Genomic DNA, 15279 nt, shown 5'->3' with positions numbered 1-15279 from the left:
ATGGATCCTCTCAAAAGGGCAGGTCGTCCTGCTTGGTTTGGGTTGGCATGGGGTGGGGCGGGGTTGCTTGGTCTTCGGTGGCGGTAGGAAGCGCAGCCTCGTCTTCAGCGCTCAGGCCGTGCATGCGCTGCAGCGCCTTGCGAAGGTTATCGTGGCGGATCTTGAGGGCTCGCACGCGCTTGCCGCCTATGAAGGGCCGGCTGACATCGGCCTCCTCGATGACGTGCTGGGTTTTCAGCAGGTTGGTCAGGCGGTTGCTTGTGAGCGGCTTCTCAAAGGGCCACGTGCCATCCTGGTTGAGCTCGGAATGAATGCCCTCGGCGAGCTTGTGGCTTACGTACTTCCAGGCGTCGCCGCGCACCTCGTACGTGTCCTGGTCATCGCCGGTGATGATGTTCAGCAGCGTCTGCAGGATGAGGATGTCGACGCTTTCTCTGCGGGCCTCCTCCTCCCGCTCGACTTCTTTGCTGTGCTGGGCTTTCAGGATGATGTCCGTCAGGGACTGCGTCTCATCCCACTCCGCGTCCTGGTCCACCAGGCGGGCCATGGCGATCAGGGAAATCCAGATCTCGTACTCGCGGTTCTCGATCTCGGTGTAGGCCCCCATCAAGTCAACCGTGAAGATTCGCCTGACATCGTGGAACCGGGTCAGCACCATGCAGTGCATCATGTCCCGGAGCTGCGAAGCTAGACGTGAAAACTCCTCAGCCATCTGGGCATGGTGGGCGAGGTGGACGCCCTTTTCCTTTCGCAGGCAGTGGATGGTGATGCAACGGTTGTTCAACACAGGGTCGATCTTGTTGATGCTGCCCATGCATTTGGGGCCGAAAGCATCAAAAGGCTCGGGGCGCTCGGTCTCCATGTTCATCCGATAGACCACCGCCCCCTCGGCATAGGAGTCCAGAAAGAGGGAGCGGATGATGGCCTCCAGCGTGCCGGCCTTGGGAAAGCTCAGACGCTCGGCCTCGTCCATCAGGAGGGTGGAGCGGGATCCGTCGACAATGCGGTAGAGGGCTGCGTCGCTGATGTTGGCGGTCTTGAGTGCGTTGAAGGCCAGGGCCTCGATGAAGCGAAGGCTGAGGCTCTTGCCTGATCCCGACCCGCCGTTGAAGTGCAGATAGCCCACGCGACCAAAGACGGGGAAGAAGTAGGTCATCATGATCCAGATGGTCACGACGTCGTATTCGTGGTCGGCGGGGTACCAGATGAATCGCTTGATCAGGCTACGCATCCTCGTGAAGACGTGGGCGGCATTCGGCGTGTTGGCCTCGGGGGCGGTCAGCAAGCTCTCCATGCTGTAGGGCGCATCGCCCTTTGTCCAGCGGGGTAGGTCTTCATTGGGGAAGCTGATCTTGCCCTTGGCCTTCCTGCTGCGTGCCGCATAGGGGACCAAGGAGATGGACGGTTTCCCGTCCTGGATCACTGACTCGATGAGGAAAGGGGCGAGAGGCTCGTCATCCTTCGGCCTGAGCCAGACGCCGATGTTGGCGGTGGGGGCCTCGTTGAACTGGAACCCAAGGGCTGCCCGGTAGGGGATTTCGTCCTTGAATACGGCCCCCAGGGCAGGGGCCTGAGAGGCCACCAGCGTGGGTGTTGTCGAGTCACCCACGTCGGCTCCAGACCCGGCTGTCTTCTTTCCCTGTGCCCGGATCATGCCTTTCAGGGTCAGCGGCTTGGAATCGACCCGGGCTGCAATCCTCTTCAGGTAGACGTCCTGTAAGTTCTCGTCTAGCCCCTTGACGTCGGCCAGGAGCTCATGCAGCGCGGCCTGTGCATCGCGCGTCATGCGCTCGCCGGCCTTCACGTCTGGCAGCAGCTGCACCTGGTAGGTCAAGAGATCCGGGGCCCCACACAGAAGGGTCAGGAACTCCTCCTTGGTTCCCCCGGCTCGCGCCCAGTCGTTGATGTCCTTCTCGCCAGGCATGTGGAGGATCCGCACCTCCCCGTCGCGCAGGGCGGCCTGGATGGCCCGGCCCGCGTTCACCACCCGGCTGCGCCCGGCCTTGTCGTTGTCCCAGACGAGAGTGACCACGCGTAGGTGGGCAAAGAGGTGGGCGTTCTTGGCCACCTCCAGGCCCAGGTTGCCCACCGCTGGGATCTCCCACCCGGCCAGCGTGGCGGCATCCGGGACGCCCTCGCCGACGGTCACCTCTCGGTCCTTGTTGAACAGCGCGTCCTGGTTCCACAAGCCGGCCGGCTGGCCGGCCAGGTGGACGAACTTCCGCTTGTCGCTGGAGCCCGGAATGGCGCGAAAGGTCATGCCCACAGCGCGCTGGCGGATCAGCAAGGGGAAGGCGATGCGCGTGTCCCGGAAGAGGAGGCTGCCCGTCGCCCCTCGCAAACCGGCCTCTTCGAAATCCGCCTGGTTGAAGTCCGCCAGGAGGGGGTGGGTGCCACGCACCTGGTAGAGCTTCTCCAAGCTCAGCAGACCCACCTGGTGGTATTCCAGCAGCTTCTCGTGGAAGCCTCGGGCTGCCAGATACTCGCGCGCCTCCTTGGCCACATCCGTGTCGGCGAGGAGCTGTCCATGGGCATAGCGCACCAGGGCGCTGAGTGTCTCCTCACGCTTGTGGCGGGCCTCTTCTGCGATGCGATCCTCTTCGGACGGCGGCGCAAGGTCCCAGCCTTTGAGGGCGGCGGCATGCCTAACGGCACCCTTGAAGTCGAGGTGCTGCTCCAGCATGATGTAGTCGATGGGGCTGCCACCGCAGCGTGTGTGGGGATGGCTGGGACACCACCAGGAGTTGGTCTCCTGGTAGACCAGGAAGGACCCGTCCTTGTCCTCGTGGCCGGGGAGCGGGCAGCGGATGGGCTTCCGTCCCGTGTGGTGCGGGACCAGCTCGTCCATCGTCAACTCGCGCTTGATGCGCTCCACCAGATCCAGATACCCCACGGACAGTCTCCCTATCGAATCACGGCCTGGAACAGGTCCTCGTTCACGCTGGCCAGGATGGCCGCCGCGGCGTCGAACTGGTGCTCGCTCTTGTCCTTGGTGGCGTCCCAGCCGGCCTCCGACCACGGCCTGCCGTCCCTGGCGCGGCAGGCCTGGGCGGACTGGGCCACTCGCTGCTTGGTGGCAATGAGGCCGCCGCCCACCCGCTCTTTGATGTCCCCGGGCAGGAGCCAGATGGTGGGCGTTTCGTGGTAGACCTTGGCCGTCACCAGGAGGGCCTTGGCATAGGCCAGGCCCTTCAAGGCCGCGGCGCTTTGGGCGCCGGAGGACGGGGTTTCGCAGCAGAGTAGGTCCGGGCGGAATCGGGCCAGGAAGTCGCGGATGCCCAGTGCCAGGATCTCCAACCGACGCCCGTCATCGTCGGCCTTGCGGATGCCCAGCTTCTTGTCGCTGGGCGCGGTGGTGAGCGTGGTCATGGCCACGGGCCACCAGAGGTCGACGTCCACGGCTACCAGAGCGAAGTGGGTGAAGGAAGGATCCATGCCCACCACCAGCCGTCGGCCCGCGTGGGGCTTCAGGATCGCCGGGGCGAGCACGGGATGCAGCAGCCCGGCATCAAGGGCGCTGTTGGCGGCCTGGGCCGCAGGAGCGGCCCTCACGATGCTGGCCCGGAGCTTCTTGTAGGCGGCCCGACGCTTGGCATACTGGCGCAGGAAGGGCTTGGCGTCCGTGGCCACATGGGTCACGGCGCTGTCGATGAAGTCGTAGACATCGCCCTTGGTCTTGCCTGGCGACGCGCGCATCACCCGGCCCACGCGCTGCTCAACTCGGCCTTCGGCCTTGGCGGGGAAGGTCAGGAGCAGGGTGTTCAGCTCGGGAATGTTGAGGCCCTCGTCTGCGACAGTCGAGGCGAAGAGCACGCGCACATGGCCTTCACGCACAGCACGCCGGATGAGCCGCCGGGCGTCCTTCTTCACCTTCCCGGCCAGGAGCTCGCCCTGGATGCCTCGGGCCTTGGCCGCTTCGAAGAGCGGGACCAGGTGGTCCTCCACGCGGGTGGATAGCACCAGAATCACGCGCTCCTCGTCCTGGTAGAGGGCCTCCAGCGTGTCCAGCACCAGCCGCCTGCGCTCCTCGTCCCGGGCCAATGCTTCGGCCAAGGCCTGGTAGTCCTCGGCGCCCTGGTAGGGGAAGGTGAAGCTCGTGTGGACCTCGTGGATGACGGCTGGCACCAGGTAGCCGGCGGCCAGCAGGTCCTCTTGGCGGGTCTCGTGCAGGATGGGGCCGAAGGTGTGCAGGAGCTTGGGTGTCAGGCCGTCTTCCCGGTCGGGAGTGGCCGTCAGTGCCAGGCGCCAGGTAGCCGGGCAGGACGCCACCACGCGGTCGAATGTGCTGGCCGGGGCGTGGTGGCCTTCGTCAAGAATCAGGCAGCCGAAACCGGTCAGGTACCGGGTCAGAGCGTCCGCATGCATCTTGGCCAGGGTCTGCACCGTGGCCACTTGCACCGGCGCGATCTTCCCGGGCGCCACGCCCAGGTGCTCCTCCAGCTCCTCTTCCCACTGCTCCTTCAGGTCTAGTGTGTGGACCAGAACCAGCGTGCGCTGCCCGATCTCCACCAAGGCGGCCAGGGCCGTGACGGTCTTTCCGCCGCCGGCGGGGATCACCACCACGCCCTGGGTTCGGGTGACCATGGCTTCCTTGGCGGCCAGCTGGTAGGGGCGTAGTTCGATACGCATGGCGGGCAGTGTGCTGGGCGCCAAGGGTGCTCGGCTGCGCCGATCCTCTGTGCCCGGCCAGGCTGGAAGGTGCTTGCGCAGGAGTGCTACTGCACCACGGGGCATGCACCAGCGGCCCTGCCCGTCCAGCAGGAAGCCGTCCAGGCGCTTGGGGATCTCGCGCCAGACGCCGTCCACCTTCTCGCGCGGGGTTTGCACTCCCCGGGCCTTGGCCTGTTGGTAGGCGGGGTTGGGGTAGGACAGGGCCCTCTCCAGGATCTCCCGCTCGCGTGGGGAAAGGTCTCGCAGTGGGATCCGAATCAGGCTGTCCACCAGGATGGGCGCGCTCATGCGAAAGGGTCCTCCGGGTCGGCCAGGAAGGACCCAATGGCCGCCACCTCGCGGCTCAACATGCCGCCCGGGATGGCTTTCAAGAACTGTTTGCCGTACTTCTTCGTGCCCACCCGGCCATCCAGCAGCAGCACCACGCCGCGGTCGTCGTGCCGGCGGATCAGGCGACCGAAGATTTGCTTCCAGGTGATCAGGGCGATGGGCAGGCTGTGCTTGAAGAACCAGCCCTTGGGGTCGTGCTCGGCGATGTAGTCCATCACCGGGTCCGCTGGCGAGGGGAAGGGCAAGCGGTCCAGGGCCACGAGGGACAGGCTCTCCCCGGGTACGTCCACGCCCTGGAAGAAAGTCCGCGTGGCAAAGAGGACACTGGACACGTCCTCCTTGAAGCGGGTGATGAGCTTAGTGGAGGGGGCATCGCCTTGGCAGTGGCAGGCGTAGTTCATGCGTTCGAACTCCGGGGCCAGCAGGCTGTGAGCAGCCTTCAGCGCTTGGCTGGACGTGAAGAGCAGGAGGGCCCGGCCACCGCTCTGCTGCACGGCTTCGTGGAGCTCACCCTGCACGCGGTCGCGGTGGGCAGGATCGTTGGGCTCAGGAAGCCCTTCAGGCACCACCAGGAGGGCCGCGCTGCTGAAGTCAAAGGGGCTGGGCAAGACGACCTGACGCGTTGCAGCGTCCAGGCCGATGCGCTCGCGGATGAAGGTGAAGTCCTCATGGGTGGTGGTCAGCGTCGCGCTGGTGGCGATCAACGGAACCCAGGGCAAGAGAGCCTGTTGCAGGAAGGGTGCGATGGAAACCGGCTTGCCCTTGAGCTTCCAGCTCTCGCCAATGTGAGATTCCTGGCGCTCCACCCAGTAGACCCAATCCGAGAACTCCTGCCAGATCAGGCGATGGACCAGCTGGGCCAGCTGGCGACACTGCTCCTTCTGGCGTTCCAGTTGGGCGTGCTCTTTGGTTTCCGCCTCGTACTGGGCCTGCAGGGCGCGCAGCTCCAGCCAGGCGTGGCGTAGGGCCTCCAGAATGGGTTCCTCGTCGATGAGACCGGGGAGCTTGATGCGGTTCGATCCAGCCGCAGCGTGCCGGAACGCCATCAGTTTGATGGCCTTGGACAGGCCATCGGCGGCGCGGTCTAGTGCCTCGAACCCACCGCGTGAGAGGTGGCGTTTGAAACCACGGAAGCTCCAGCGGCCGATCTCTTCACCGGCAAAGTCGCTGCCGATGTCCGGGACCTCGTGGGCCTCGTCGCAGATGAGGGCGTCAAAGGTCGGCAGCACGCCGGCCATGCCGCACGTGGCCGCCTGGACCTTCAGGTGGGCAAAGAGCAGGTGGTAGTTGCAGACCACCACCTGGGCATCCTCGGCCTCGACCATGGCGGCCTTGTGGTAGCACTTCAGCGTGCAGCCGGCACACTCGCTTGTATCACCGACGGCGAAGTGGCGCCATACCCGGGGCTTAACTCTGAAGGGAAGCTCGCCTGCATCGCCCGTGCTGGTCCGATTCGTCCAGTCGAGAACGCGGTCGAACTCGTCCTGGTCTTCGCCGGAGACTCCAGCGAAGAGCATGCTCCGCTGTTCCAGGAGGAGGCTGCTGCATAAAAAGTTCCCTCGGCCCTTGAGGAGCGCGAATCGAAAGGGGCCGGGCAGCACTCGCTGCAGGAAGGGCAGGTCTTTCTGGGTGAGCTGCTCCTGCAGGGCGATGTTGGCCGTAGCGATGAGCACCCGCTGCCCAGTGATTAGGGCGTGCTGGATGGCCGGCACGGAATAGGCGAGGCTCTTTCCCGTGCCTGTCGGCGCTTCAACCATCAGACTCCGGCCATCCGTTAGGGCCTGCTCCACTTCCTGGGCCATGATGAGTTGACTGGCCCTGGGTTGGTAGTCGGGCAGCCGCTGAGACAGAAGGCCACCAGGGCCGAAGACCTCTTCAGCCGTGACAATGGGCTCCTGCATCTCCGGGTCGCCGGGCAGGGTGAGCAGGTCCTCTGGCAGCACCGGCCAGGGAGTGGAATCCGAAAGGTGCATGATTGGCTCTCTGCTGGGGTGGAAGTGAGGCCCGGTCGACAAGCACGTGAGGAAGTCGACCGGGCCCTGGGGAACGGGATCAGGAGAAGGGGTCGGCCTCGGCCGCACCCACGCCGCCATCATTCTTGGCGTGACGCAGGTTCTCCTCCTCTCCCGCGATCCACTGCTGGGCTTCCTTGAGCCTGGCCGCTGGGAGCTGGCGGATCTGCTTGATGCCGAACTTGGCCAGGAAATCGGCCATCATCTGCGCGCCCTGGGCGTCGCCCAGCGCGGCCTTGAGGGCCTTGAGCCGCTCGATGATGGCGTTTCCCTCGTCCTGGGTGATGATGGCCGGGGGATCGGGCTGCTTGGTGGTGCTGCCGCCACTGCCGCCCTTCTGGTCGTCGTCGTCGCGATCCTTGGTGAGGTCGTTGAGTTCCAGAGCGTCCAGCTGGGCGCGCAGCTCGGGACTGATGGGGGCCTCAGGAAGGATCGTGTAGGTGGTGTCCTTGGCCTTCTGGCCCGTGCGCTCAACTTCGAAGATCTCGTTGTCGACGCCGTACTTGACATCCATCTTGTTGACCTGCTTGAAGAACGTCTTGGAGTTCTCCAGGACCTTGAGGGCCTTGAAGATGTATCTGCCGCCAACCAGCTCGATGATGGCCACGTTCATCGAGGTCTTCAGGCTTTTCTCCTTGCCGCAGCCGTCTTTCCAGTCGTGGTAGTTGGTGCCGTCCCAGTACACCTCGCGGATGTGGGGGAAGCCCAGGAAGACCAGCAGGTGCTTGTCTCCGTCGTCGAATTTGAGGAAGCGGCCACTCTCCAGGGTGTGCTGCTCGTGGCGCTTGTTCATGTCGTCGAATCGGCCCATGGTGGGACCTCCAGATTGATGTGGATTACTGCGTGTCACGGATGACGCCCAGAAGGCGGGCTATGGCTGGGTAGGGTCTGAGGTTGAGGGTTGCCCCGAGCACGGGCTTGGTGCGCAGGCTTTCCAGGGGCTCCAGACAGGCACGGAGGGCCGTCTCGATGGAGGCGGACACGCGCTCCGTCACGATGGTGTCGAGGTTGTGCTCCGCAGCGATGCCGCCGAACTCCAGCGTCAGGATGAGGAAAGCTCCCTTGACGCGGCTGGCGACCTCTTCGGCGTCTGCGGTGGTGGGCAGGGTGGCGGTCTGGGTCATCCGGGTCTCCTTGGTCGTTTCCTTAGAAGAGGGCGGGAAATCAGGCCAAAGGGGACAGGGGTCAGAGTTTTTCCTTCAGGCGCCGCAGCAGCCGCTGGTAGCGCTTCTTGACGGTGTCGTGGGGGATGTGCCACCTCTCGGCCAGCTCGGCCATGCTGTAGCCGTAGACATAGATCCCCACCAAGAGGTCGCGGTCGCTGGCGGCGATGGGCAGCTCATTGATCTGGGCCAGCAGCGACTCGTATCCATCCACCCGCTCGTCCGGTGCGCGGTCCTCCTGCACTGCGTCGTCCGCCACGAGCTCGATGCGGTTGTCTTGCTGGTAGTCTCGCAGACCCAGGTGAACTCGGACCCGGTCCTTGGTGTCGTCCAAGACCCGCTTCTGCAGAAAGGCATCCTTCAGCCGCGCTTCAGGGGTGCCTTGGATGGTCTCCAGGAATGCGACCACGACAGTGCTCTCGACATCCGCCTGCTCGTTGCCATTTCGCGAATAGCGGCCGGCAAGCCCTCGGAGCAGGGGGGCATAGGCGACCAGCAGCCAGAGCTGGATGCTGGCACGCGCCGGATGCCCTGTCTGCAACTTCTGGAGGACCGTCGCCAGGGCCGCCTTGCGTTCTTCATTCTTGTCCTTTCCCTCCGGGCCGAGGAGGGCCAGGAACGCCTCCAGCGTCGCCGGCAGCGCGGCATTTTCCGCGGCCAGGGTCAAGTAGTCCGCGACGGACTGGGGGGTGAGGGCATCGGTGCGTTTGGTGGGTAGCATGGCCGCTCCAGCGCTGCGTCAGCGCCGGCGCGGCTTCGCCGGAGAGCGGGATCAAGGCCCGGGCGCTGGGTGCGCGCCGGAGCCGACAGGTGATGAACTGGGCAGAGTTCGCCCTGGCGACCTGTAGGCAGAGATCACCCGATCCGTGTGTCACACGGAAATGGGATGAGCACAGGAATGCCCGGGCCGAACGGTCCGCGTTAGACCTGGTGATCAACCAGGCCTGGACTGTCGCTCCGGGCTACTTGAGGGTCAGCAGAATGGAACGGGAGAGGGCGCAGTGGTGAATGGGACGGGCGATGGTGAGGGCCGCGATGTATGTAAGCCGGGACATGATCCACTCCGAGGTAACCGTGCAACGTGAGACACGGGAGCCAAGATAAGCGGGTCTGGTACATGGGTTGAGTGCCCCATTGCGGGGCTTGGGGATCCGAGGCAAGTCTTCGGCAAACTGTTCTCTGTTTGGCCTTCAGCCCGCTCCAGCAGTGGGTTTGCCGCCTTAGCGACGTCAATTTTCAATGGGATCAAGTGGTTAGGCGACCGTGCTGAGTCGAACGCCGCGATTCCATTCGTCAGCACTGAAGAAGAATTTGGCGAGGACTTTGGCTCCGCGGCTTCAGCCGCGACGCGTCTGGCGCGTCGCTTGCTTTTTCCTACCGACGTTTCTTCAAATCCAGCCTGCAAGCGCCGTGACAGGCGCAAAGTCGGCTGCAAGCTGTTGTTAGGTTCCATTCACCTCGTCAAAATCTCGTCCCATTGCAGACTGTTCCACCTTGAGCACTTCATCATAAACAAACTGAAGAGCATCCTTGAAAACTTTTGCAGTTGACTGATCAAACATCCATTCACAATAAGCATATACCGCAACGACAACCTGTAGCGCCGTACCTAAATACTGACTGAAGTGCGTTTGACATCTACTTCTTCCCACATGCAACAGTCCATCATCACCAACCTTCAGACAATGATGTAGCATTCCAGACCATGTTCCGTGAACAAAGTGTGAGTTAATCTTCTGTCCTACTATATAACCAAGATCACTTTCCCCAATTTCACGCATCATGATATCAAAACGAGGAAGACATTTACAATCTCTTACATCCTCTTCACTAAGATTTGAAATCTCTAAGAAATTCTCAATTGACTTCAGCATTCGATTTTCGATCTCCAGTACTGCTCCTCCTCGCGATTTGATCTCCTTTTCGATTTCATTCTTCAAACAAACATCGGCTTTCAGACCATTGGCCATGAATCGCACAAACTTGTCATAAGTCCCGCTTCGACATAACCAAACAACTTTTATTGAAGATTCAAATATACATCGATCCAGAATAGCTGTAGTTTCACCAAACTCGCCATTCCGTGAAATTAATGCTACCGAGTTCATGAGTCTACTGCATCTAAATAGAAGTCCAGCTAGAACAATATGTTGCAATCTATTCAATTGTCTAACCGAAGGTGATTCAAAGCTTATTAGGGAAACCTCATTAGCAAGCATCATTACGTGTTGATACCACTCGAATATTATAGGTCTATAATCATTCGTTCGCTTACATGACCTGATGACTTCATCAGCAAAGCGCGGTGGATCAGGGAATATCTTCATTTACGTCACTTCAGTTCCTTGTGAACCTAACGTTGACTTCAATTGCCCACCCAGAGGCGCGCCGCTTGCGAACATTTCCGTCCAAGATTAGCGTCGCGTCCAACGCAAGCGGCGTGACGCTGGGCGGGGCAATTGCAAGTTCTTGTCAGACATTTGCCTCAAATTCTACATCTGACAAAGGTTGAAACCAATCCCAGAGTCCGGTAAAACTCAAACCACGTGGAATAGGATTGTCTTCGATGAACATCGCATCGATGAACTGATCGATATAGGCCTCGCCCGTTCTGCGGGGATGTTTTGAGATCCACGAATCGTAGAAGGAGCTGTGCACTCGGTAATGATGTGAATGTATGAACGGTGACCAAAGATCTTCTAACTCATTATCATCGCGAATATCGATGATCTCAATCTCTTCCATAACCCGAGTGTCGCCGCCACCCCAGGCAGTTTTCAGCAATTCAACCGCACTCGCATCTGTGGCTGGGGCACCATAGCCAAAAACTGTGACCATAAATGTATCATTTAGAATTGCCTGGATTGCCCTCCACTGCCGATCTATGAATTCAGTGTTTTGATAGTTCTTCTCTGCAACAGGGTACAGAATCCTTGTCGGAACAAAGCTCTCGCCACATTTAGAGCAACAACTTCCAATGTCACCCATTGAATGCCCATGACGACAATAGCCGACAGCTACATTTCCATGGAGAAAAAGTGGACGGGGCATTGGGAAGCGTCGGCCATTTCGCTTTATTGCCTGAACCAGGAAAGGATCCCAATTGAATGTCGCTACATAGTCTTTCTCGCGCAGACTGAGAACAAGATGGTCGTAGATAGTGGGTTCTTCCGGTAACTCCAAACTGCTAAAGTAGCGATGAATGCGCTCTTCGAGCTCTCTCCGTTGCGATTCCATATCCTTTCGCAAGTAAAGCTCCGAATAGAATGTTTCAAAATTGCCCTTGCTACAGTCAATTCCAGATTTCGAAACGATGTCATCAAGTTCAAGGATTTCAATCAAATTCGACATCAGCGGGAGATGCTTTCCGAATCGATCGCCAGTTGGTGTAGATGCGTAACTTGCCCCTGCGCCAAGAATGACTAAGTGCGGTCTACCCATTTCCACTTTTTCGATTTCTTGCGCTGCTGTTCTGATCATCTTTCCCCCAAATGCCTAACGGCTGGCGTCAGCCGCGTCGCGCTTGGCGCGGCGCTTGCCTCGTCTTACCGACGTTTCTTTGTGTCAAGTTCTGTAAGCACTGTGACAAGCGCATAGTCGGCTGCACGGCATGTTATGCATACGTACTTCTACTTGCCAGGTGTATCGCTCTTTTCAATTCGAGTTCCCGGAACTGGCTTAGGTTCAGGCGGTGCTGATGATGCCGGTTGAGTTGGTTGCGATCCTTGACCTGATGTTGTCCCGCTTGCGGGATTTTTTGGAGCTTCATTCTGGTTTGACATTTTTGGCTCTCCACCAAATGACATTGCGAGTGTTAACGTAACGATTGACAACAGAAACACCCCGAATGCGACTTTTGTCCAAATGAAAGCCTCCTTCAAACATGAGGCCATCGTGTTTACTTGCTCTGAATTTTCTGCCGCCGCAGCAGCATAATAATGCGCCAGTGATTCCCTCGTCGTCTTGGCATCTTCTGTTCTGAACTTTTCCAGGAATCCTTTTGCATCAGGCGGTCCCTTATATCCGTGAAGTCGCAAAACGTTCAGAATTTTGAAGAATGCAACAGCTGAGGTTGCCAATAGAGACAATTCAAGCACCACAAAAGCTAGACGAATGCTAAGGGTTGCTTGACTGTCAAAAGTCGCTTTGAAAAAAGTCAGAACCCCTGTTCCGATTAGTAATGATACGATCGTTAAAAGAGTACGCGCCTTGTCATCAAGTGAAGAGGCATGATCGTTGACAAATGCGAAGTAGATCTTAGCCTGAGACAGCCTATCGCCTGTCGTTTCTTCAATCTCTTGATTAGACAACTACTGCTCCTTGTGCATAACGTTCTGCATAAGCTGTGACCGGCTTGGCGCGGGCTTTGCTCGTCAAGCCTGACGCGCAGGCGTCATCTGCCAGGGCAAAGGCCGCGACAAGGCGAGGCATCAGCTTCATGCAGTTGTTATGTGCTATTACAATTTAGATTCCCATTAAACTGCGTAGTAGTTCCATAGTCTTTCGCGCAGTTTTGATAGATTGTTTGCATCAAACTCAAGCAGCGGAAAGAGAACTTGCTTATCGGAAATTTCAAGTATTGCTTCCGACCATATCGGACACATATCATCCAAAATAAACTCGAAGAAACTCTCAATCTCATTCTTAATATCCGTTAATAAAATTTGTTGTGTTGAGTCTTTGTACTTCCTCACTAGGTGCAACAGTATTGTCGGTGACAATGGAATTGTGTTATCAAGTTCTGACCATAGGTTATGAGTTCCAAAACTGGAACGACTAAGTACTGAATCTAAAACTAAAGCGTTGCAGACTTTCAAGCCCAATGCCTTAGATAGGATCGAGTCCTGAAAAGATTGAGGCTTTTCTCTGAAAACTCTTAGTTGCCTTAATCCTTCTTTGATGCGGCTTTCATTTGCCTTGATCATTCTTGCGCCTTGTGCTGGTATGGCCGATTTTGCTTGGATATGCAGTACAACGTTTTCATGTTGGGCATATACCAGAATATCGAATTCACCCCCCGCCCAGGCTTTGTTCTCAACTATCACCCAATTGCCAATTGCCTTCAACAGCTTTACAGCAATACTTATCAACTGGGGTTCCATGTATTCTGATATCTCACCATCAAATCTTTTTCGATCAATTTTGTTCAATACATAGGGAATGTTTCTTTCTGAAAGCATGATTTGAAGAGTATTTGGATTGAAGCAGATAGATTCTTTGTACCGAATAAATGGCGGAAAAAAACCATCTCCGAACCGCATGTCAGATTCCTCATTATTAGTGTAGAATGAGTACAAGCTGAGAATCTTCTCATATGAATCGGGATGGATATTGGAGATTTTTATAATTAGATCTTTGCAGAAATATTCTTTAAAGTTTATGGTCTGCCATTCGAATAGCTCAGGCAACAACTGCTCTTGTCTGCTAGGGTCGTTTACACCTAATCGAGATATCGCTGCTGCCATTCCTAAACAATAGTCTGCGAATGCAAACCATGCAGCACGGAAACGCTTAAATTCCTCATAGGATACACCAACTCCCGAAAGAAAGCCTGTGGATGATAATATTGGCACTTCAAATGTGTGAGTAGCGTGATGATTAAACAGAATTTCCAGTGTCTTGTTTAGAAACTCACTGTCTCCTTTTGGTAATTGCTCTGCCTGCCTATCAAACATATTCATGTAGTTTGTAGGAACACGAACAAGGTAGGGCAACGCTAAATCTGATAGTATGATATCTAGCGATTCAGAGTGCCTGAATTCAGGGCTGCTATGTTCGAGTCGCAACCGGTTTGTAGTGCATTCTATGACCTTGTAGTATCCACGATGTACTTCAGGCATTATCTCACAGAAATGGCCATATGCTTGCAATAGCTTTAACTGTTCTCCATCTGAATCGACGGAGAAGTAAGCCTGTTGTGTGTCAAGTGCGCTACTACCTATCTGCGTACTATCGCATGTAAGTAACAGTGGTGCCATATAGGAGAGTCGACCAATCAGTGCGCAGCCTGCATCGATTCTTGGCTCGATGTTTTCACTAAATCTCTTACCGTTAAACAAATTATCAATCACACCGAACACAGCACCGAATATGCACTTTGAGGGAAGACCGAATATCTGCAGTCGCTCAACAGCTTTATCAACGGATTGCTCAAATTCTGCGGGTGTCATTTTATGTTCCTTTGCATGACAACTTCAACTGCACATAACGTTGGCTTCAGCCGCGGCGCGCCTGGCGCGGCGCTTGCCTTAGCTTTCTTTGTCTTCCTCTTCGCTCACTTCTCGCAAGCGCCGTGACAGGCGCAAAGTCGGCTGCAAGCACATGTTATGCCGAAGATTTCCGAGTAGGCGGCTCACCTGGGCCTTGCCAAACTCCACCAGTTTCCCAAAGCGGCAGCAAATCATATTCCGGGTCATGCCTTGTCAGCTCATTTTTTCGGACAATTGAAAACGAAGACAACCTAAACTGCGGTAGAGCATCAATGAAGCCCAGTTCTGGACGGTCCGCGTCAAAGAAGCCAAATATAACCGGTGTCCCATCTTTATACTTTTCGCGAAACTTGGGGAAGAACGAGCTTGCTGTGATCACACATCGCTTTCCAAACACAATCATTCCATGGTGTTCGACAACGATATCCATCAATGACACTTTGCTGAGATTCTGGCGCTGCAAGTCAAAAAAATCTTTCGCTCTCTTTCTATTTATCCCAGGTCTGCAGATGATCATATACTCAGATTCATTGAGAATAATTACTCTTACCACAATGCAACCATCCTTGTCGTCTTTTTCTTGGTCCGACCAAACTAATAAGAGTTCTGACAGCTGCCTCGCATAACTATGATCGGAGATAGCCATTCCCACAAGTGGAACATCAGGAATCGATTTGTCAGGTGGACAAGCATATCCAAACACCATGCCCGTCCACTTTGCTGGATCAATATCAAATGTAGGAAGTGCGTGGAGAAATGCGGCAGGATGCGCAAAGGCGAAAAACTCAAAAACCTTACCAAGGATAAACAATACCAAACCAAAGACAAACGCCACAACTACTGATTGAAAAGAAATGAACGATGACAATAGACCTGTCATTGCCAACATCCAAA

Annotated in this window: 11 protein-coding genes; all 11 read right to left on the bottom strand. The window is 57.1% G+C overall.

Translation table 11 applies throughout. The features are described 5' to 3' along the window. Positions 1-10: 10 nt before the first annotated feature. The 11 genes from WC326_12885 to WC326_12835 all read right to left on the bottom strand — a co-directional run bounded on the left by WC326_12885 (position 11) and on the right by WC326_12835 (position 15265). Positions 11-2893 (bottom strand): hypothetical protein, encoded by a 2883-nt coding sequence (locus tag WC326_12885; protein ID MFA7331957.1) that lies wholly within the window; start codon positions 2891-2893, stop codon positions 11-13. An 11-nt stretch (positions 2894-2904) separates the two neighbouring features. Then, positions 2905-4959 (bottom strand): DEAD/DEAH box helicase, encoded by a 2055-nt coding sequence (locus WC326_12880; GenBank protein MFA7331956.1) that lies wholly within the window; start codon positions 4957-4959, stop codon positions 2905-2907. Further along, positions 4956-6974: an ATP-dependent DNA helicase gene (locus WC326_12875; GenBank protein ID MFA7331955.1), complete on the bottom strand. Its 2019-nt coding sequence runs from the start codon at positions 6972-6974 to the stop codon at positions 4956-4958. Before WC326_12875 ends, WC326_12880 begins: the two co-directional genes overlap by 4 nt. A gap of 79 nt (positions 6975-7053) precedes the next feature. After that, entirely contained in the window at positions 7054-7824 is a 771-nt protein-coding gene (locus WC326_12870; GenBank protein MFA7331954.1) for a hypothetical protein, read from the bottom strand. 25 nt (positions 7825-7849) lie between these two features. Further along, positions 7850-8137 carry a hypothetical protein gene (locus WC326_12865; GenBank protein ID MFA7331953.1) on the bottom strand — a complete coding sequence of 96 codons (288 nt, stop codon included), beginning with the start codon at positions 8135-8137 and terminating at the stop codon, positions 7850-7852. A gap of 61 nt (positions 8138-8198) precedes the next feature. Beyond that, entirely contained in the window at positions 8199-8897 is a 699-nt protein-coding gene (locus WC326_12860) for a sigma-70 family RNA polymerase sigma factor (GenBank protein ID MFA7331952.1), read from the bottom strand. 721 nt (positions 8898-9618) lie between these two features. Further along, positions 9619-10395 carry a DUF5677 domain-containing protein gene (locus tag WC326_12855; GenBank protein MFA7331951.1) on the bottom strand — a complete coding sequence of 259 codons (777 nt, stop codon included), beginning with the start codon at positions 10393-10395 and terminating at the stop codon, positions 9619-9621. A gap of 253 nt (positions 10396-10648) precedes the next feature. Further along, positions 10649-11656: a hypothetical protein gene (locus WC326_12850; GenBank protein ID MFA7331950.1), complete on the bottom strand. Its 1008-nt coding sequence runs from the start codon at positions 11654-11656 to the stop codon at positions 10649-10651. Positions 11657-11805: 149 nt separating this feature from the next. Next, entirely contained in the window at positions 11806-12486 is a 681-nt protein-coding gene (locus WC326_12845) for a hypothetical protein (protein MFA7331949.1), read from the bottom strand. Between the two features lie 165 nt (positions 12487-12651). Continuing rightward, complete coding sequence (locus WC326_12840; protein ID MFA7331948.1) at positions 12652-14346, bottom strand: hypothetical protein; 1695 nt, start codon at positions 14344-14346, stop codon at positions 12652-12654. A 154-nt stretch (positions 14347-14500) separates the two neighbouring features. Beyond that, positions 14501-15265, bottom strand: a complete 765-nt coding sequence (locus tag WC326_12835; GenBank protein MFA7331947.1) for a hypothetical protein — start codon at positions 15263-15265, stop codon at positions 14501-14503. Between the last annotated feature and the right edge of the window lie 14 nt (positions 15266-15279).

Source organism: Candidatus Delongbacteria bacterium (assembly GCA_041675285.1).
In the GTDB taxonomy this organism is placed as follows: Bacteria; CAIWAD01; CAIWAD01; order CAIWAD01; family CAIWAD01; genus CAIWAD01.
The sequence above is the reverse complement of the archived record's forward strand: the minus strand, read 5'-3'. Positions and strand labels throughout refer to the sequence as shown.